Origin of the sequence: Parazoarcus communis SWub3 = DSM 12120 (assembly GCF_003226565.1) — a bacterium.
Lineage (GTDB): Bacteria > Pseudomonadota > Gammaproteobacteria > Burkholderiales > Rhodocyclaceae > Parazoarcus > Parazoarcus communis.
In genome coordinates, this window is the sequence record NZ_QKOE01000003.1 from 81477 (window position 1) to 99328 (window position 17852).

General features: G+C 61.6%; 18 protein-coding genes. 5 read left to right on the forward strand and 13 right to left on the reverse strand.

Annotated elements, in window-relative coordinates:
* Positions 1 to 130: 130 nt before the first annotated feature.
* The 3 genes from nifK to nifH form a co-directional block, all read right to left on the reverse strand.
* Positions 131 to 1699, reverse strand: coding sequence for a nitrogenase molybdenum-iron protein subunit beta (gene nifK, locus DNK49_RS05815; RefSeq protein WP_110523395.1), 1569 nt, complete (start codon positions 1697 to 1699; stop codon positions 131 to 133).
* A 192-nt stretch (positions 1700 to 1891) separates the two neighbouring features.
* On the reverse strand, positions 1892 to 3370 hold the full coding sequence (gene nifD / locus DNK49_RS05820; RefSeq protein WP_110523396.1) for a nitrogenase molybdenum-iron protein alpha chain: 1479 nt from the start codon (positions 3368 to 3370) through the stop codon (positions 1892 to 1894).
* A 121-nt stretch (positions 3371 to 3491) separates the two neighbouring features.
* On the reverse strand, positions 3492 to 4385 hold the full coding sequence (nifH, locus tag DNK49_RS05825) for a nitrogenase iron protein (protein ID WP_110523397.1): 894 nt from the start codon (positions 4383 to 4385) through the stop codon (positions 3492 to 3494).
* A 116-nt stretch (positions 4386 to 4501) separates the two neighbouring features.
* Between nifH and DNK49_RS05830 the strand changes: the two genes are divergently transcribed.
* The 3 genes from DNK49_RS05830 (at position 4502) to DNK49_RS05840 (ending at position 6871) form a co-directional block, all read left to right on the forward strand.
* Entirely contained in the window at positions 4502 to 5425 is a 924-nt protein-coding gene (locus DNK49_RS05830) for an NAD(+)--dinitrogen-reductase ADP-D-ribosyltransferase (RefSeq protein WP_110523398.1), read from the forward strand.
* 202 nt (positions 5426 to 5627) lie between these two features.
* Positions 5628 to 6473, forward strand: a complete 846-nt coding sequence (locus DNK49_RS05835) for an SIR2 family protein (protein ID WP_110523399.1) — start codon at positions 5628 to 5630, stop codon at positions 6471 to 6473.
* Positions 6470 to 6871: a bacteriohemerythrin gene (locus DNK49_RS05840; RefSeq protein WP_110523400.1), complete on the forward strand. Its 402-nt coding sequence runs from the start codon at positions 6470 to 6472 to the stop codon at positions 6869 to 6871. The genes DNK49_RS05835 and DNK49_RS05840 overlap by 4 nt, the downstream gene beginning before the upstream one ends.
* 71 nt (positions 6872 to 6942) lie before the next feature.
* Here the strand turns inward: DNK49_RS05840 and draG are convergent, their stop codons facing one another.
* The 10 genes from draG to nifL form a co-directional block, all read right to left on the reverse strand.
* The gene (gene draG, locus DNK49_RS05845; protein WP_243632249.1) at positions 6943 to 7899 is read right to left on the reverse strand and encodes an ADP-ribosyl-[dinitrogen reductase] hydrolase; all 957 of its coding nucleotides are present in this window, start codon (positions 7897 to 7899) and stop codon (positions 6943 to 6945) included.
* Positions 7896 to 8471 (reverse strand): nitrogen fixation protein NifQ, encoded by a 576-nt coding sequence (locus tag DNK49_RS05850; RefSeq protein ID WP_110523401.1) that lies wholly within the window; start codon positions 8469 to 8471, stop codon positions 7896 to 7898. The genes draG and DNK49_RS05850 overlap by 4 nt, the downstream gene beginning before the upstream one ends.
* 70 nt (positions 8472 to 8541) lie before the next feature.
* Positions 8542 to 8904 carry a 2Fe-2S iron-sulfur cluster-binding protein gene (locus DNK49_RS05855; RefSeq protein ID WP_110523402.1) on the reverse strand — a complete coding sequence of 121 codons (363 nt, stop codon included), beginning with the start codon at positions 8902 to 8904 and terminating at the stop codon, positions 8542 to 8544.
* A 72-nt stretch (positions 8905 to 8976) separates the two neighbouring features.
* A complete protein-coding gene (locus DNK49_RS05860; protein WP_110523403.1) occupies positions 8977 to 9264 on the reverse strand; it encodes a 2Fe-2S iron-sulfur cluster-binding protein in 288 nt (95 codons plus the stop codon).
* 9 nt (positions 9265 to 9273) lie between these two features.
* Positions 9274 to 10563, reverse strand: a complete 1290-nt coding sequence (locus tag DNK49_RS05865; protein ID WP_110523404.1) for an FprA family A-type flavoprotein — start codon at positions 10561 to 10563, stop codon at positions 9274 to 9276.
* Positions 10560 to 11069: a thioredoxin domain-containing protein gene (locus DNK49_RS05870; RefSeq protein WP_110523405.1), complete on the reverse strand. Its 510-nt coding sequence runs from the start codon at positions 11067 to 11069 to the stop codon at positions 10560 to 10562. The genes DNK49_RS05865 and DNK49_RS05870 overlap by 4 nt, the downstream gene beginning before the upstream one ends.
* The gene (locus DNK49_RS05875; RefSeq protein ID WP_110523406.1) at positions 11057 to 11347 is read right to left on the reverse strand and encodes a 4Fe-4S binding protein; all 291 of its coding nucleotides are present in this window, start codon (positions 11345 to 11347) and stop codon (positions 11057 to 11059) included. Before DNK49_RS05875 ends, DNK49_RS05870 begins: the two co-directional genes overlap by 13 nt.
* Before the next feature lie 95 nt (positions 11348 to 11442).
* Positions 11443 to 12939 carry a nitrogenase cofactor biosynthesis protein NifB gene (gene nifB / locus DNK49_RS05880; protein ID WP_110523407.1) on the reverse strand — a complete coding sequence of 499 codons (1497 nt, stop codon included), beginning with the start codon at positions 12937 to 12939 and terminating at the stop codon, positions 11443 to 11445.
* Between the two features lie 335 nt (positions 12940 to 13274).
* Positions 13275 to 14825: a nif-specific transcriptional activator NifA gene (gene nifA, locus DNK49_RS05885; protein WP_110523408.1), complete on the reverse strand. Its 1551-nt coding sequence runs from the start codon at positions 14823 to 14825 to the stop codon at positions 13275 to 13277.
* Positions 14825 to 16381: a nitrogen fixation negative regulator NifL gene (gene nifL, locus DNK49_RS05890; RefSeq protein ID WP_110523409.1), complete on the reverse strand. Its 1557-nt coding sequence runs from the start codon at positions 16379 to 16381 to the stop codon at positions 14825 to 14827. The genes nifA and nifL overlap by 1 nt, the downstream gene beginning before the upstream one ends.
* 312 nt (positions 16382 to 16693) lie before the next feature.
* Between nifL and rsxA the strand changes: the two genes are divergently transcribed.
* Both rsxA and DNK49_RS05900 read left to right on the forward strand, forming a co-directional pair.
* On the forward strand, positions 16694 to 17275 hold the full coding sequence (rsxA, locus tag DNK49_RS05895) for an electron transport complex subunit RsxA (RefSeq protein ID WP_110523410.1): 582 nt from the start codon (positions 16694 to 16696) through the stop codon (positions 17273 to 17275).
* 47 nt (positions 17276 to 17322) lie between these two features.
* Positions 17323 to 17850 (forward strand): RnfABCDGE type electron transport complex subunit B, encoded by a 528-nt coding sequence (locus DNK49_RS05900; protein WP_110523411.1) that lies wholly within the window; start codon positions 17323 to 17325, stop codon positions 17848 to 17850.
* The last annotated feature ends 2 nt before the right edge of the window (positions 17851 to 17852 follow it).

Genomic DNA, 17852 nt, shown 5'->3' on the forward strand with positions numbered 1-17852 from the left:
ACATGGCTGTTTGCGGCGGATGATCTCCGACGCACCATGCCCGCAGGCGCCCCTTTCGGGGGCGCCTGCGGTTTGCGGCCCGATTCCGGATGACAGTCCGGACCGCCCGTCGCAAGGTCGAACCAGAACCTCAGCGGATCAGGTCGTAGTTGTAGTCGGTGGTACCCATGCCGCGGGTTTCGTCGTCGAGACGCTCGAGTACCGCATTGACCAGGGTGGTGAGGATGTACATCGCGCCCTCGTAGCCCAGGGTGGTCATCCGGTGCAGGTGGTGACGATCGAAGATCGGGAAGCCCAGACGGATCAGGGGAACCTCGAACTCCTTGCCCTTGTACACCGTGTCGCGCTGGATGTACTTGCCGTACGAGTTGCCGATCAGGAAATCGGGCTTGTCGGTAAAGCACAGGCTGCGCAGGTGCCACAGGTCGGCACCGACATGCACCTTGCAATTTGCACCAACCGGGGTCTCGGCCAGCAGCTTCTCGACCGTTTTGCCCCAGCGTTTGTTGGCGTTGTTGCAGACGATGTGCGTCGGTTCGGCACCGAGCTCGAGCAGGAACTTGACCATGCCGAGGACAAAGTCAGGATCGCCGTACAGCGCAAACTTCTTGCCGTGCAGCCAGGTGTGGCTGTCCTGCATCATGTCCATCAGACGGCCGCGTTCGAGTGCCAGCGACTCGGGAATCTCCTTGCCGGTGATCTCGGAGACCTTCATCAGGAACTCATCGGTCCATTCCATGCCCATCGGAATGTTCAGCTTGGGCACTTCGTGATTCCAGGTGTTCTCGACAAACTTCTTGGTCTTTTCGAGGTGCCACGGCTGAAGCAGGATGGTGTTGTGCGCGTTGGGCGCGTCCTTCATCTCTTCCATCGTGGTACCACCGGCGTACATGCGGAACTCGCCATCGGACGGGGTATCGAGGATGTCGGTCGGATCCGACAGCACGGTGGCATCAACGCCCATCTCGGCCATCATGCGCTTGATGACGCGGTAGTTGCCCAGATAGGTCTCGAAGCCCGGCACGAAGTTCAGCTTGCCGTTGCTGCCAATCACCTTGTCTTCCATCTTGTTGAGGGTGAAGTAGCGCGCGATACCCTCGAACATGTTGTCCCAGCCGGTGGTGTGGCTACCGACGAAGGACGGAGTGTGGGCGAACGGAACCGGGTAGTCCTGCGGAATATGACCGCCGTTCTTGGTGTTGTTGATGAAGGCGTTCAGGTCGTCACCGATCACCTCGGCCATGCAGGTGGTCGACACCGCAATCATGTCGGGCTTGTACAGCGCCTTGGCGTTTTCCAGGCCGTCGAACATGTTCTTCTGGCCACCGAACACGGCGGCGTCTTCCGTCATCGAGTCGGAGACGCAGGAGATCGGCTCCTTGAAATGGCGGTTGAAGTAGGTGCGGAAGTAGGCGACACAACCTTGCGAACCATGCACATAGGGCAGGGTCTTGGCAAAGCCCAGCGAGCACAGCACCGCGCCCAGCGGCTGGCAGGCCTTGGCGGGGTTGATGGTCAGCGCTTCGCGCTTGAAGTTGAGTTCCTGGTATTCCTTGGTGGTGGTCCATTGGAACACTTCTTCGACTTTGTCCGCCGGGTGGCGCTCTTCGAACATATCCTGCTTGTTCTTCAGCGAGGCCTTGTAGTCGTCGTCACGGAACAGCGGGTAGCAGGGCTTGATATCGTCAACGGTCTGCATTTCTGGCTCCTTGCCTGCGCCGCCAATCTGCGGACGCCAGGCACAAGGTTTTGGGTTGCGCGGCAGTGCCGCGCGTCACGCATTGCTTACCGGAAAGAGCGTCGGAACTCGTTCGCTCAACCTTGCGCCGTGGGAGGACGGCGCAAGGCGGGACAGGCGAATCTCAACGTCTGAAACCGGGTGACAGCTGTATTACGCAGCGGCCTTGACAGCTTCGTCAGCGGGCTTCTGGACCTTCCACGGCGGGGTTTGCTTGCCCCAGCACGGGTTGTTCAGGGTCATGTCCATGTCGCGCGCGAAGATTGCGAAACCGTCATAACCGTGATACGGACCGGAGTAGTCCCAGCTGTGCATCTGACGGAAGGGGATACCCATCTTCTGATAGATATACTTTTCCTTGATGCCGGAGCCGACGAGGTCGGGCTTGATGCGCTTGACGAACTCTTCCAGCTCGAAGCCGGTGACGTCGTCATACAGCAGCGTGGCGTTGCCCATTTCCTTGATGGTACGGTCGTAGTCATCGTTGTGGCCAAATTCATAGCCCGTGCCGACCACTTCCATGCCCAGATCTTCGTACGCACCGATGACGTGACGCGGACGCAGACCACCGATGTAGAGCATGACGCGCTTGCCCTGCAGGCGGGGCTTGTACTTGGCGATGACGGCTTCCATCATCGGCTTGTACTTGGCGATCACGCGCTCGGCACCTTCCTTGATGCTGTCGTCAAAGAAGGCAGCGATGCGGCGCAGCGATTCTTCGATCTTGGTCGGACCAAAGAAGTTGTATTCCATCCAGGGAATACCGTACTTCTCTTCCATGTGCCGGCTGATGTAGTTCATCGAGCGGTAGCAGTGCAGCAGGTTCAGCTTCGCCTTCGGGGTGTTCTCCATTTCGGCGATGGTGCCGTCACCCGACCACTGGGCAATCACGCGCAGGCCCATTTCTTCGAGGAAGATACGGGAAGCCCAGGCGTCGCCACCGATGTTGTAGTCGCCGATGATGGTGACATCGTACGGGGTCGATTCGAAGTGCTTGCCATCACGGTTCGACAGCACCCAGTCACGCACCGCATCGTTGGCGATGTGGTGGCCGAGGGACTGCGACACGCCGCGGAAGCCTTCGCAACGAACCGGCACGACGACCTTGTTCAGTTCCTTGGCAGCCTTCTTGGAGACGGCCTCGATGTCATCACCGATGAGACCGATCGGGCACTCGGACTGAACGGTGATGCCCTTGTTCAGCGGGAAGAGTTGCTCGATTTCGTTCATGATCTTGGCGAGCTTCTTGTCGCCACCGAAAACGATATCCTTCTCCTGGAAATCCGAGGTGAAGTTCATTTCGGCAAAGGTGTTCACGCCGGTGGTGCCGACGTAGTAGTTGCGGCGGCCGGCACGGGAGTATTGGCCACAGCCAACCGGACCGTGCGAAATGTGGATCATGTCCTTGACCGGACCCCACACCACACCGCGCGAACCTGCGTAGGCGCAGCCACGGATGGTCATCACGCCGGGCAGCGACTTGCGGTTGGAGGTGATGCACTTCTTCGACTGTTCGATCGACTGATCGTTGATCGCGAGGTGCTTGGCGCGGTCCTTGCGGGCCTTCTCGGGATAAACCTCGAGCACTTCCTGGATAAGGCTCTCGGTCTCTTCACGGGTGAGATTCGACATCTTGCTTCTCCTGATCACGCTGATACCAATCTGTACACAGCGCGTTTAGGGTTTGAGCAACACCCGGCAGCACACACGGCGCCGCCGGGCTGACATTCGGGCCGGAGCCCGGTGTGACAACTTAGGCGGCAGCGGCAGCGGCCAGCTCGGCAGCGGTCTTACCGACGATGGAGGTGTCTTCCTGCTCCATGATGCCGAATTCCATCAGCAGCTCTTCGAGCTCGTCCATGGTGATCGGGGTCGGGATAACGAACTTCTTGTTATCGACGATCTTGCGAGCCAGGGCACGGTACTCGTCGGCCTGCTTGGCCTTCGGGTCGTACTCGATCACGGTCATGCGGCGGATCTCAGCGTGTTGCACGGCGTTGTCGCGCGGCACGAAGTGGATCATCTGGGTGCCGAGCTTGGCAGCCAGCGCTTCGATCAGTTCGTCTTCGCGGTCGGTGTTACGGCTGTTGCAGATCAGACCGGCCAGACGCACACCACCCGAGTTGGCGTACTTCACGATGCCCTTGGCGATGTTGTTGGCGGCATACATGGCCATCATTTCGCCGGAGCAGACGATGTAGATTTCCTGGGCCTTGTTTTCGCGGATCGGCATGGCGAAGCCACCGCAGACCACGTCACCCAGCACATCGTAGAAGACGAAGTCGAGGTCTTCGTCGTAGGCGCCTTCCTCTTCGAGGAAGTTGATCGCGGTGATCACACCACGGCCTGCACACCCGACGCCGGGTTCCGGACCACCGGACTCGACGCACTTGACATCACCGAAACCGACGGACATGACGTCCTCGAGTTCCAGATCTTCCACGCTGCCGGCTTCGGCGGCGAGTTCCATGACCGAGTTCTGGGCCTTGCTGTGCAGGATCAGACGGGTCGAGTCGGCCTTCGGGTCGCAACCGACGATCATGACCTTCTTGCCGGCTTCTGCGAGCGCGGCGACGAGGTTCTGGGTGGTGGTGGATTTGCCGATGCCACCCTTACCGTAGATGGCGGCTTGACGAAGTTTTGCCATGATGCGTTACTCCTTGTCGAGGAACTGGACTGGTGAATCGATCGTGTAGCGTTGAACCACGCGATCTCTTTTGCAATCGGCGTGCCAGCTTCTAAATTTTTCTACAAGCCGTTGAAATGCAACGAAAAACACTTCAAACAGGGCAAACCCTTCCCAACGACCCACACGACAATGCCCCTACAATTTGTAGGGCCACACACAACGACGTCGCAATCCCTGCAACACTCGCCCGCCTCACCATCGAACCGCCATGGCGGCTTTCATTCAACCGCTGCAATCTGCCCGCCGAAGCCTTGGCCAGCTTCGCTTTCCAGCTTGCGCCACAGTCTCTGGAGCTCGATGGCGTCGCCCCACTGCACCGGCGTCTGTTCGAACACGCAGGCGCACTCGACAGCCCACAGGCACGCGTCGAGCGCTTCCTGACCTATATGAATGCGCATTTCCTGCTCGACGACCCACCTGCGCAAGGCTTGTCGGAAAACGCACGAATTGACCGTAGTCGTCTGGATTACCTCAGGCTGTTGCGCGGCTGGCTGTTCGACGCCGACAGCCGCGAGGGGGCCGTACTGAAAGCCTGGGTGGAGTCGCGCTTCGGGCTGCTGACGCGTTACCACCGCGCCCTGGTCGGCCCCCCAGGAAGCCCAAGCCGCACGGCCTTCGACCACGAAGTCGCCTCCGGCCTATATACAACGGGGGCGCTCGAGGCCCAGATCGACCTGCTGTACACCTGGACACAGCATGAACTGCGGTACCGTTACCCTGGGCAGACCCATCTGCACCTCTACCGCGGGGTCTCCGGAACACACTGGATACGCGGTGCCCCGGCGCTGGCTGACGGACGTCAGCTGCTGACCCTGAATAATCTGAGCTCGTTTTCCGCCAGCCCGGAACGCGCCGACGAATTTGGCGACCGCGTACTGGGCTGCGCCATCCCCCTGCCCAAGATTCTGGCCTTCAGTGGTCTGTTACCCGGTCTGCTACAGGGCGAGGATGAATATCTCGTGATTGGCGGCGTTGTTGCCGCCGAGCGCGTCGCCTGATCCGCCCCTGCCCCCACACCAACTGTCGCAAACACGACAGTTCGCTCCTGTACGCACGACATCCTTCGCGGGGCGAGCCCCCTTCTGCCGCTGGACACACCCCCGGATGGCGTGCGCCCGTCGATACCGATGGTGGCACCGTTCTTGCAGCTCTGTTGGCCGAAGCCGCGCAATCCGCGCCTCGACAAGACAAGGAACGCTCATGACGACAAGCTTCGACCAGATCCGTGCCGGCCTCGCAGCCGGTAATGTAGTGCCCTTCCTCGGCGCCGACACCCTTGCCGACGTCACCCATGCCACCACGGGAGCCAAGATTCCCGCAACCAGCGATGAACTCATCCTGGCGCTGAACAATGGACAGCCGATGGCCCCTCGGCTGATGTATGAGTTTCCGCGAGCGGCGATGAACATCGAGCTCAAACGCGGCCGTGCAGCCGTCACCCGTGCACTTGAAGGCATCTATGCAGACCGCGCCTGGTCCGAAGCAGCATTGCATCAATGGCTGGGCAAACTGAACCTGCCTTACATCATTGACCTGAACCGCGACACCGGACTGCAGCAAGCCTGGGCGAACCGCCCGCACACGCTGATTGTCGGGATTGCGCGCATTGCCGGTGGTTTGCGCTACAAGCTGTATCGCCATGACGGCACACAGTACGGACCGGTGACCGACGACAGCGGGATCGACCCCGACGCGCCGATCCTGTTCAAGCCCTGTGGCACGCCCTGGCCGGAACCCAACTGGATTGCATCGGACGCCGACTATGTCGACTACATCACCGAACTGATGGGTGGCTTTGCGATTCCGCCCTACCTGAAGGAACGGCGCAAGGGCCTGCGTTACCTGGTACTGGGTGCGCGCCTCAATCGAGACACCATCCGCATGCTGCTGGCCGATTTCATCTATGGCGCAGCACAGCCAGCCGGTTGGGCATTGATTCCTGGCGCCAACGACAAGGAAAAGCGTTTCTGCGCCCGCATCGGACTCGAAGTACTGGATGCCGACTGGCGCGAGCTGGCCGGCCTGCCGGTGGCGGAGGCCGCTTGAAACTGCTGAGCTGGGATGAGGGTCGCTACGCACTTGGCGTGGCGACCATGGACCAGACCCATCGCGACTTCGTCGATCTTGCCAGCCAGCTGGCAACGGCCGACGATGCACGCTTTCCCGCGCTGTTCAATGCGCTGCTCGACCACACCCGCGAGCATTTTGCGGCCGAGGACGCGCGCATGCGTGCAAGCCGTTTCGCGGCGACCGGAGAACATATCGGGGAGCATCAGCGCGTGCTGGCAGAGTTGCGTGGCTTCAACCGCAGTGTGCAGGCCGGTCGCATGCAGATGGCGCGGGCCTATGTGCGGCAAAGCCTGGGAGAGTGGTTCGAGCTGCATCTGGCGACGATGGACGCAGCACTGGCGGCACATCTGAAGCAGGTGGAATCAGCTGCCTGAAAGGACAGGTCAGGCGCACATCCCGAAGCGCGCCCTGGCCTGAAAGTCACAGCCTGTCAGGCAACACGGTTTCAGCGCTGGATCGCTGCGAATCCGGGTGATAGTTCAATCAAGGCATCCGCGCTTGCGACGCACTGCTCGCGGATGGTCTTGCGCAGCCCCTGCGTCCATTGGGGCGGCAGCGCATCGGCGCCGCACAAGGCGCCCAGGATCATGCCACCGATCGCCCCTGTCGTATCCGCATCCCCACCTCGATTGACGATGTCGACCAGCGTGCGCTGAAAGCCGTCTTCCGCCTCAAAAGCCTGGAACACCGCGCGCAGGGTATCGACGATATAGCCACTGGGGTTGTCGCAGCGCCATCCTGCAGGATCGAACGCCGGGTGTGTCGCGACCAGACGACGCATGCACGCCATCACCCCCGGCATGCCTCGACCATCGAGTGCCGCCTGCACCATGTCGATCACACAGATCGTACCCGCATCGGTCAGCGGATTGTGATGCGTCACCCGTCCCTGGGTGTGCGCCGCATGCTCGATACGCTCTCGTGCTGCGCCAAAGGTCGCCAGCGCCACCGGCAGGCAACGCATGGTGGCGCCATTACCCGCATCGGACGAAAGCGGCGCCTCGGTGCTGCCGGTCAGGCGCCAGCGCACGATACCCCGGCGCACGGTATTGCCGATATCGACCGGTTTGGCCCGCATCCACCGGTCAAAGGCCTCGGCACAGGCATTGGCTGACGGCGCGCTCCCCTCGCTCAACCAGGCCCCGGCCAGCGCCAGCGTCATCGTGGTGTCGTCAGTGACCTCCCCTGCAGGCAGCCTGAGCCAGCCGCCACCACGGATGCAGTCATGCACGCCATACTGTTGTCCAATTTCGCGCGGCGTCATGAATTCGACGGTTGCGCCAAGCGCATCGCCGATGGCAAGACCGAGCATCGCGCCCCGGGCCCGATCGATCAGGGTCAGACTGGCGGCCTGGCTCACAGCATGGCATCCGGACGGAAACACCGCGTCAATCAGACTCACACCTCGGGACCGAAGCAGACCGCGTAGTCAGTGCAGGCCTCACACGACGGCGAAGCGCACACGTAGATCCCCTCGCGCTGACACAATTCGCGATACAGGAACTTCTTCCATTTCATGTCGCGATTGTTGGCTTCGGCCAGGGCAGGAAAATTGAGCGCGATCAGTTGCGACAACTCCCTGCGAGTGGGCAGACCCAGATCCTGCCACAGGTGATCGTCCCCCATGCAGGCGGTGGCAACGATACAGGCAAACTCACCTGAACCATCCACCGAGGGATCCGCCTCCTCAGCGAGGAAGCGACGTAGATCCTCGAATTCCGGATGCAGGGTCGGCACCTCGGCCAGATCCGCCTTGGGGCGCCACACCAACCCGGGGAAATGACGCGCGATCAGCGCGCCGAAACCTTCGGCCCCCAGGCCGAAATCGGCCGGCAACATGCCTTCACCCAGTGTCCAGCCGGAAATGAGGTGGGCAAGAAACTCGTCGTTGGACGTACCGGCGGCATGCTGCATCAAATGGTCGTGCAGCGCGGCCCGGGCGGGCGAAGGGCGGAAACTGAGCGGTGCAAGCATGATCGGACCTCGTTATCTGGGGCGAATTCAAAAGTCCCCGCGCCGCTGATGCAGCGCGGAGCACTCAAGATCAATACTCGACGAGCAGATCTTCGTCGCGCAGGATCATCTGGCAGGCAAGCCGCCACGGTGTCACCGAAACGTCCTCGACGCGCATGCGTTCGATGTCCTCGGAGGTGATCTTCTTGTGCTCGCGCAGTACCACCAGTTCCTTGTCGGTCAGGCGACTGGCCATCGGTTCCGTCTTGGCGCCGTGATTGCCCAGCGGGGTCACCTTGACCATACAGGTGGCGCACTCGCCGTCTTCGCAGGAAAAGTCGATCGGCACATGGTTTTCCTTGGCGATCTTGAGGATGGTCTGGGTGTGCGAGCCAGCCACCGCATAGACGGTCTTGTCCTTGTGGATCGGGCTGGAGAAAGTGATATTGGGCATGAAAAACTCCGGTACGGTTGATTGAACGGCTTCTGTAAGCAACAGACTCTCTGCCGGGTGTTGTAGGGTTGTTCAGCCCGGGCGCACGACGACATGACCGCCGATGACCTGCGCCTGACAGGCCAGCCGGTTCTTGACTCCGGCATAGTTTTCCTTGAGTACCTTGTCCTCGAGCACCGAGGGCTGGGCAAGGTGTTCGGCACCTGACACGATCTTCATCATGCAGGTACCGCATTCACCTTCGCGGCAACCGTAAGTCAGGCCCGCACCGATCTTTTCCGACACTTCGATCAGACGGGTACCAGCGGGAACGGTGACGGTGACACCGATATCCTCGAAAGTGACTTGAGCCTTGGGCATGGTTCTTCCTCAGACGGTGAGCGCGCCGGGCGCGGTAAAGTCGATATGACGCGGTGAAGAGCGGCCGACCAGATGCTCGGCCAGTTCGCGGCCAAGTGCGACGCACTGCTGCAGTTCCTCGTCGGTCGGAATCAGCTTGACCTTGACCCCGGGGCGGGGCACCCGCAGCTTCAGCCCGCGCAGGCGATCCTCCACCAGACCAACGGCTTCGCCACTCCAGCCATAGGAGCCGAAGGCTGCACCGAATTTGCCCTTGACCTTGACCAGGGTCAGCGAAGACAGCAGATCCCAAACTGGCTTGACCGCATCGCCATTGATCGTTGGCGAGCCGAAGACGAGGCCGTCGGCCTCTTCGATCAAATCGACAAAGGGTGCAGGATCCCCCCCGGCAAGGTCGTACAGCGAAACCCTCACCCCCTCCACGCACTCGGCACCATCGCGCACCGCCTCCGCCATACGTGCGGTGTTGCCATAAGCACTGATATAGAACACCAGCAGGGTCTTCTCGCGCTCGCCCGCCTCATTGGTCAGCAAAGGCGCTGCCAGTTGGCGGTAACGGCGTACATAGCTCGCCGGCATGTCGCGCAGGATGGGGCCGTGAGCCGGCGCGATCAGCCTGACCGGCAGGGGCTCGATGAGATCAAGTGCGGTCAGCACATGCTCGCGGAACGGTCGCATGATGTGCTGGTAGTAATAGTCGAAGGAGAAACGGAAGTCGCCAACGTGGTCGTTGAACAACCTCGCATCACAGAAGTGGCAGCCGAACACGTCGCCGGAAAACAGCAGGCCATCCTCCTCGACCCAGGTGCATTGCGTATCAGGCCAGTGCAGATACGGCGTATGCAGGAAGCGTAAGCTCCGTCCCCCGAGATCGACCCGGGTGTCTTCATCCACCGGGACAATCCGATTTTCGTCCAGACTTTCCTTCACCAGCCCCTTGAGCATCTTGAGTGCAGGGAAGGACAGGTAGAGCTTGGCCTGGGGAGCGGCCCTGAGCAGTTCGGGCAGGGCGCCGGTGTGATCAGGCTCAAGGTGATTGAGCACGATCGCGGAGATCTCCGACGGTTTGCACACCGCCCACAGCCTGGCAAAGAAATCCGCGGCAAATTCGGCCTTCACCGTATCGATGACGGCAACACCATCACTGCCTCGCACCGCATACGCGTTATAGCTGGTGCCATTGGCGGTACGCAGGATGATGTCGAACTGGCGCAACTCGGGATCGAGCGCGCCCACCCAATGCACCCCCGACGCCAGTGCGACCGGTTCGCCGGGATGGACTGCGCCGCGCCGGCTCATGGCAGACTCGACCCAGACGGGCGCGCGACATAAGCCGCCGGGTTGGAATAAGGGGTCGGCTCCTGGGGTTTCCCCGTCCGTGCCACGGGCGGGGGACAGGACACCTGAGCCCCGCTGCCATGATGGCTGCAAGCTTCCGGCACTTCACCGGTGCCCAGCGCAACCCCCTGAACAGCAAGCCAGCCGGTGTCGAAGCCACAGCAACGCTGACCGTTGATCTCGACCAGGGGGCGGCGGATGAGCAAAGGCTCGGCGATCAGCCGCCCGAGCGCGCTCGCCGGGGTCATCGCGGCGGGATCCACCGCGCCGGACTTTACCGCCGGGGCAGCTGGGTTGAACCACTGCGCCACGGGTTGGCCACTGAAGAAGCTCGCCAGCCACTCGGCCGTCCAGGCCTCGGTCAACAGATCGCGCACGTCAACGGCACAACCTGCTGCACGCAGCAGGCTGATCTGACGGGTGTTGGTGCTACAGCCCGGCTTCCACCAGAAGGTTACTGACGGCATTCCGATTCCCTCAGCTGTTCGAGCAGATGAAGGGGGATGCCGGTGAGGGAGCCAAGGGGATTGAGCGCTTCACCGTACTCATCGACGATGGCACCTTCGATCGGGCAGATTTCCGCACACTGGGGCAGATCGTGATCGCCCAGGCATTCGGTACATTTGTCCGGATTGATGAAGAACAGGGGTTCGCCCGGCTGCATGACGGCCGAGATTGCCTTGTTCGGACAGAGCGGCTCGCATGCGTAGCAGCCGACACACGAATCAACGATTTCGAGGGACATGTCCGTTTACTCCTGCTGGGATCAATGCAGTCGTCGCGCTCCCCGGCAATCACCCGGGTTCGTGGCCCGAGCGATTGCCGAAGGCGCGACGCCGTTCATGCTGCTGCGCGTGCCACGGCAGGCTGCGCAAGCTTGCCGGCCGCCGCCATTTCGTCATACACCGCGCGGATGGCCTCTTCGATCGGCTCCATCGCATGCTCGCCGTTGGGCTGGATGCCGGCCTTCTCGAGATCGGCCCAGGGCTCGAAACCGATCTTGCTGGCCAGCAGCACCTCGACGCCTTCAAGCGAGCGAATGATGCCGCCGAGTACGGTCTCGCCATCACCACAGGACTCGTCACCCATGCAGTACGGCGTGCACTTGCGGTGACCGAGGAAGCGGTGTTCCTTGGGACCGATCTCATAGACCAGGAACTCGTGGGCATGACCAAAGTGCTCGTTGATCACACCACCACCCTTGGTCGCCACCGCGATCCGGATGTTGCGCGTCACCGGGCCCTCGTCGATCGCATCGGGATCGAACTTCGGTGCGGCTTTCAACGCCCGCTTCATGTCGAGCTCGGCAGTGATCGCGTCATGCACTTTGGCGCGCTCCACCATGGCTGCGGCGTAGTCGACCTCCATCTCGTCGATCTTGTCGAGGGTGAACTCCTCGCCACGATCCTCGCCCAGCAGGCCGACGGCATCGGCGCGACACTGGCGACAGTGGCGCATCATCGACATGTCTCCGGCGCACGCGTCCTGCAGTTCCTGCAGTTCAAGCGGGGTCGGTTCGCGCTGCCCCATGATGCCGTAATAGGTGCCGTGCTCGGCTTCGGCGATCAGCGGCATCACGTTGTGCAGGAAGGCGCCCTTGGCCTTGACCACCTTGGAGACTTCCTTCAGGTGCTGGTCGTTGACCCCCGGAATCATCACCGAGTTGACCTTGACCAGGATGCCGCGCGAGGTCAGCATCTCCAGCCCTTTCTGCTGCTGCTCGATCAGGATCCTTGCGCCTTCCACACCACGGATACGCTTGTTTTCCCAGAAGATCCACGGGTAGATCTGCGCACCGATCTCGGGGTCAACACAATTGATCGTGATGGTGACGTGATCGATGTTGTGCTTGGCCAGTTCGTCCACCGACTCCGGCAACGACAGCCCATTGGTCGACACGCACAGCTTGATGTCCGGCGCCTGCTCCGAGAGCTGACGGAAGGTCTCGAAAGTGCGCTCGGGGTTGGCAAGGGGGTCTCCGGGTCCGGCAATGCCCAGTACGGTCATCTGCGGGATGGCTGCCGCCACCGCCAGCGTCTTCTTGACCGCCTGATCGGGTGACATCAGCTCGGAAACTACCCCCGGGCGCGACTCGTTGGAACAGTCGTACTTGCGGTTGCAGTAATTGCACTGGATGTTACAGGCCGGCGCGACCGCAACGTGCATGCGGGCGAAATAGTGATGGGCCTCCTCCGAATAACAGGGGTGGTCCTGCACTTTGCTACGGATATGATCCGGCAGATGGGACAGCGCGTCAGGCGCCGTTCCACAACCGCTTGAGCTGCAACCGCCACCCTCTGCTTCGGGTGCGGCATTGCTGATGACCGGGAGTTCCATCGTCGATCCCCTAATGTGAAGTCAGACAGGGGATTCTGTGCAATCTGCGTGCCAAGCAAGAAAAATAAGCAAATTACTGATTTAAAACAACTTACAAATTCCCTCAAGGGAAAATTGTCGGACATCGAACACGGCTTGCTGTGCTACACGCCACAAGCTTCCGACCTCATCCAACAAAAAAGCAGACCACACACTTCAACCGGAGGGAGCTCGCCAACGGCAAGCGGTATCGCGAGCACATTGCAATGGCACGAACGCGTCCAGTCTTCAGAGGTACGCACCCACGTGCGACCACCGTTCTACAGCAGCCGCACGTGGGATGCCTCCAATCGGCATCAGATCTGACGCACCTTGATGTTGAGCGTCTGAATGCGGTAGGCGATCTGCCGGGGCGTCATGTTGAGCAGTCGGGCTGCCTTGGCCTGCACCCAGCCAGCCTGCTCCAGCGCGGCAATGACACGCTCACGCTCGTCCAGCCCAGGGTCGTCAAGATCCACGGTGCCTCCGCCACGCAATGGCGTGACCCGCTCCTCGACACCAGAGACCAGGATCAGGTCGCGATCGATGATGCCGTCCTCACTCATCACCGCGGCACGCTCAACACAGTTCTCCAGTTCCCGGACGTTGCCCGGCCAGCCATGGTGCAACAGGATGCGCAAGGCGCTGTCGGTAATCGACAGCGGGCGCCCCTGCATCTTGGAAACCTTGTCCACCAGGAAACGGGCAATCTCGGGGATGTCCTCAACCCGCTCGCGCAATGGCGGCAGCATGATGGGCATGACATTGAGCCGGTAGAACAGATCCTCGCGGAACTTGCCGGCCTCGACCTCAAACTCCAGATCGCGGTTGGTCGCAGCGATGACGCGCACGTCTACACGCAAGGTACGCACCCCACCGACACGTTCGAGCTCGCCCTCCTGCAGTACCCGCAGCAGCTTGGCCTGGAAGGACGCCGAAATCTCGCCGATTTCATCGAGAAACAAGGTTCCGCCATCGGCCGCCTCAAAGCGCCCCTTGCGTTGCGTCAACGCACCGGTGAACGCCCCCTTTTCGTGCCCGAACAGTTCGGACTCCAGCAGGTTCTCCGGCAGCGCAGCACAGTTGAGCTTGACGAAGGGCCCCGCAGCACGCGGCGAGTTGTAGTGGATGGCCTGGGCAATCAACTCCTTGCCGGTCCCGGTCTCGCCACGCACCAGCACGGTGGTGTTCCACTTTGCCACCTGACGAATCTGCTCGAACACCTTGCGCATGACCACGGTACGGCCAATGATGCTGTCAAAGCCAAAATGATTGCGTACGGTACGCCGCAGGCTGTCGCGCTCTTCCGACAGATCGCGGCGTTCCTGCCGCACCTGACAGGATAGTCGCACCGTCTGGCCAATGAGGTTGGCCACCATTTCGGCGAAATGGGCGTCATCATCGAGGCGGTCACGGACGGCCACCGGAGGCTGCAGTGCGAGTACGCCGATGGTTTCCTGGGCCGCGCGGATCGGCACGCCGATGAAGGGCGCCTCTGCGTCGAACATGCCACGCTGGGGCAGATAGTTGGGATTGTCGGCCAGGCGCTCGATGACCAGCGGACGCGAGCGCTGCTGTACCGAACCGATCACACCTTCGCCGGCACGCCAGCGAATGTCCGGGTCAATCGGCGCATCCACACCATGCAGCGCAGAGATCGCCATCGATTCCCCGTCAGGATCAGTCAGCGTGACCAGCGCACGATTGAAGCCACACTCCTCGTCGAGCACCCGCAGCACCTCGGACAGGGTCTCGCGCAACTCGAGCGAGCGCGACAGCACCCGACTGACCCGGTACAAGGCCTCGAGTGCCGACTCCAGCCAGGCCGCACGTGCCTCGCCCTGCACCTTGTCGATCGCATCGGTCATCAGCCTGCCTCCACTGCGACCGCCTTGTTGCGGCGAAGCAAGGGGAAACTGACCACCAGCCGGCAGCCATCGTGATACTCGGGATCAATCTCGAGCATGCCCCGATGACGGCTGACGATTTCCTGCGCGAGCGACAGCCCGACCCCACGGCCGGCGCTACGCGTCGGCTTGGTCGAAAAGAAGGGCTCGAACACCTTCAGCCGCAGCGCCTCCGGAATACCGGGGCCGGAGTCGGTGACGACGACTTGCACATGACCGCTGATCGCCTGTGTGCTCAGTTTCAGGCTGCGTTCGGTCCAGCCACGAACATTCATTGCCTCTACCGCATTCGAAATCAGTTGCCGGAACAAGGTACGCAACTCGGTCGGGTTGCCCTGCACCGACGGCAGCACGTGAGCCGGCGTCCAATCCACCGTGACCCCGGCAGACAGGAAGGATTCGGTCTCCAGCATCAGCACATCCCGCAGCACCTCGTTAACATTGACCGGCCCGGAGGGCGCGGCAGGCTCGGGTGGCATTGCTGCCTGCAAGGTCGCGATGGCCTGTTCGCCCGCCTCCTGAGCAGCCAGCAAGGCCTTGGCCAGCGGATCGCCCCCTGCAGACGGCCCCATGCGGCGGCGCTGCAGACTGGCTGCGGCGGAGATCAGGTTAACCGGTCCCTGCAACTGGAATACGGCACCGGACAAAGCCTCACGCAAACTCTGATTGAGTTCGCCTTCGGACAGCATCGCGCGCATCGCAGCGAGGCGCAGGGCCTCATGCTGACGCTTGGATGCACTGATGTCGTGCATGACCAGCAACATGTAATCCGAGCAACCATCTCCGTAAAATGCATCCGGACTGGTGTGGCGCTCCTCGAACCACGACACCGAACACGCGTACCAGCGCGGCTCACCCGGCCCGAGATCAAAGCGCAATTCCTGGTTGAGCAGGGCACGGCGGTGGGCAAGCGCATGATCGAAGCCCTCGCCCAGACTCTGACGCAAGGCCTCCATGACTGCATGCGCCGGCTCATCGAGCTTCATCTCGGCCACCAGACGACGGTAGGCGGGATTGTCCAGCACGACCTTGCCATCCACATCGAGCAGTGCAACGGCGACGGGCGCAACCGAGATGACCGACTCGATCAACTGCTTGTGGTTGCTCAATTGCTGCGCCAGGCGATGCTCTTCGGTGGCATCCCAGTGCATGCCGATATAGCGCGTCGGCTCGTCCTCACCCTGGGAGGACTTGAGCGGCGTCACCGTCAGTTCAGCCACATAGGGCGAGCCATCACGCCGCCGGTTGAGCAGCCGGCCAGTCCAGGGCTTGCCGGATTTCAGCGCCCCCCACAGTGCCTGATACACCGAGCGCGGCGTCGACTTGTAGGACAGCAGGGACTGGCGCTGACCCACGACCTCACTGGCGGCATAACCGGTGATCGCACAGAACGCCGGATTGACATAAAGGATGCGTGCGCTGTCGTCTGTGATCGAAATTGCGATCGCCGACTGCTCGACCGCATCATGGAAAACAGCATCGGCAAAAACGGAGGACATGGACTCGGGTGCGGACATGATGGTCTCGTTGGGCAGAGATACGACAGCAAAGCAATCCGTGTGCCAAACGCGACAATCAACGCACCGCGAAGGTGCATTCGAGGCATCGAGCGCTCAGCGCCCGATTCGCGGATACCTCCGCATCCGCAAACGGCTCAGTTGGCCTGTCGGAAACCTGACAAACACCGGCGACATGGCGGAGTCGATACATCCAAGAGCGCCGCGCGAAATCGACAATCATTTGATTTAGCGTGACTTTTAGTGCACTGCAAGATGGCATGTCTCATGCGTCTGTGACGACAAGATGTCCGAACGATGGAGTACCGAGTCATGAACGAGTGGCTGATGCTGGTGCTGGGTACCGCGCTGGTCAATAACGTGGTGCTGGTGAAGTTTCTGGGCCTGTGCCCCTTCATGGGCGTGTCGCGCAAGGTAGACAGTGCGCTGGGCATGGGCATGGCCACCACCTTCGTGCTGACGCTGGCCAGCGCAGTGACCTGGGTGCTGGAGCGGGCATTGCTGGCCCCCTACGATCTGGGCTACCTGCGCATCCTGAGCTTCATCCTGGTGATCGCCGCCACCGTGCAGTTCGTGGAAATGGCCGTCAGGAAGAATGCACCCGAGCTGTACAAGGTACTTGGCATCTACCTGCCATTGATCACCACCAACTGCGCCGTACTTGGCGTGGCCCTGCTGAACATCCAGGAGGGTGCGGGCTTCGTCAAGAGCGTGGCTTACGGCCTGGGCTCTGCCGTTGGCTTCACCATGGTCCTGGTGCTGTTTGCCGGACTGCGCGAACGCCTTGCACTGGCGCAGGTGCCTGCGGCCTTTGCCGGAGCGCCGATCGGTTTCGTCACTGCCGGTCTGTTGTCGCTTGCCTTCATGGGCTTTTCGGGCCTGACCAATCACTAACCTCCGGACTCCCCCTCCTACCGGATAACGCTTCAAGGAATACGGCCATGCTACTTGCGATCCTGAGCCTGTCGGTCCTCGGCATCACTTTCGGCCTGCTGCTGGGCATTGCAGCCCGCTTCTTCCACGTCGAACGCGGCGGCATGGAGGCCGAGATCGAGGCCATGATGCCTGGCACCAACTGTGGACAATGCGGCTTCCCCGGATGTGCCGGCGCGGCATCCGCACTGGTGAGTGGTGAAGCCGCACCGACCTGCTGCCCACCGGGCGGCCTACCGCTGGCCGAAGCACTGGCCCTCAAACTCGGCGTTACCCTGGACGCTGGCGCCATGCAGGCACAGGTGCCGCAGATTGCCGAAGTGCGTGAGGAGATCTGCATCGGTTGTACCAAATGCTACAAGTCTTGTCCGACCGACGCCGTTCTCGGCGCAGTCAAACAGATTCACGCGGTCATCCGCGAAGCCTGCACCGGCTGCGCCAAGTGCGAGAACGTCTGTCCCACCGGCGCCATCGAACTGAAGCCGGTGCCGGTCACACTGCAGACCTGGGTGTGGCCAAAGCCGGTCAGCGCGTAAGG

Coding starts and splice junctions, on each gene's coding strand:
- nifK (WP_110523395.1), bottom strand. CDS start 1,699: ATGCAGACCGTTGACGATATCAAGCCCTGCTACCCGCTGTTCCGTGAC.
- nifD (WP_110523396.1), bottom strand. CDS start 3,370: ATGTCGAATCTCACCCGTGAAGAGACCGAGAGCCTTATCCAGGAAGTG.
- nifH (WP_110523397.1), bottom strand. CDS start 4,385: ATGGCAAAACTTCGTCAAGCCGCCATCTACGGTAAGGGTGGCATCGGC.
- DNK49_RS05830 (WP_110523398.1), top strand. CDS start 4,502: ATGCAACGAAAAACACTTCAAACAGGGCAAACCCTTCCCAACGACCCA.
- DNK49_RS05835 (WP_110523399.1), top strand. CDS start 5,628: ATGACGACAAGCTTCGACCAGATCCGTGCCGGCCTCGCAGCCGGTAAT.
- DNK49_RS05850 (WP_110523401.1), bottom strand. CDS start 8,471: ATGCTTGCACCGCTCAGTTTCCGCCCTTCGCCCGCCCGGGCCGCGCTG.
- DNK49_RS05855 (WP_110523402.1), bottom strand. CDS start 8,904: ATGCCCAATATCACTTTCTCCAGCCCGATCCACAAGGACAAGACCGTC.
- DNK49_RS05860 (WP_110523403.1), bottom strand. CDS start 9,264: ATGCCCAAGGCTCAAGTCACTTTCGAGGATATCGGTGTCACCGTCACC.
- DNK49_RS05865 (WP_110523404.1), bottom strand. CDS start 10,563: ATGAGCCGGCGCGGCGCAGTCCATCCCGGCGAACCGGTCGCACTGGCG.
- DNK49_RS05870 (WP_110523405.1), bottom strand. CDS start 11,069: ATGCCGTCAGTAACCTTCTGGTGGAAGCCGGGCTGTAGCACCAACACC.
- DNK49_RS05875 (WP_110523406.1), bottom strand. CDS start 11,347: ATGTCCCTCGAAATCGTTGATTCGTGTGTCGGCTGCTACGCATGCGAG.
- nifB (WP_110523407.1), bottom strand. CDS start 12,939: ATGGAACTCCCGGTCATCAGCAATGCCGCACCCGAAGCAGAGGGTGGC.
- nifA (WP_110523408.1), bottom strand. CDS start 14,825: ATGACCGATGCGATCGACAAGGTGCAGGGCGAGGCACGTGCGGCCTGG.
- nifL (WP_110523409.1), bottom strand. CDS start 16,381: ATGTCCGCACCCGAGTCCATGTCCTCCGTTTTTGCCGATGCTGTTTTC.
- rsxA (WP_110523410.1), top strand. CDS start 16,694: ATGAACGAGTGGCTGATGCTGGTGCTGGGTACCGCGCTGGTCAATAAC.
- DNK49_RS05900 (WP_110523411.1), top strand. CDS start 17,323: ATGCTACTTGCGATCCTGAGCCTGTCGGTCCTCGGCATCACTTTCGGC.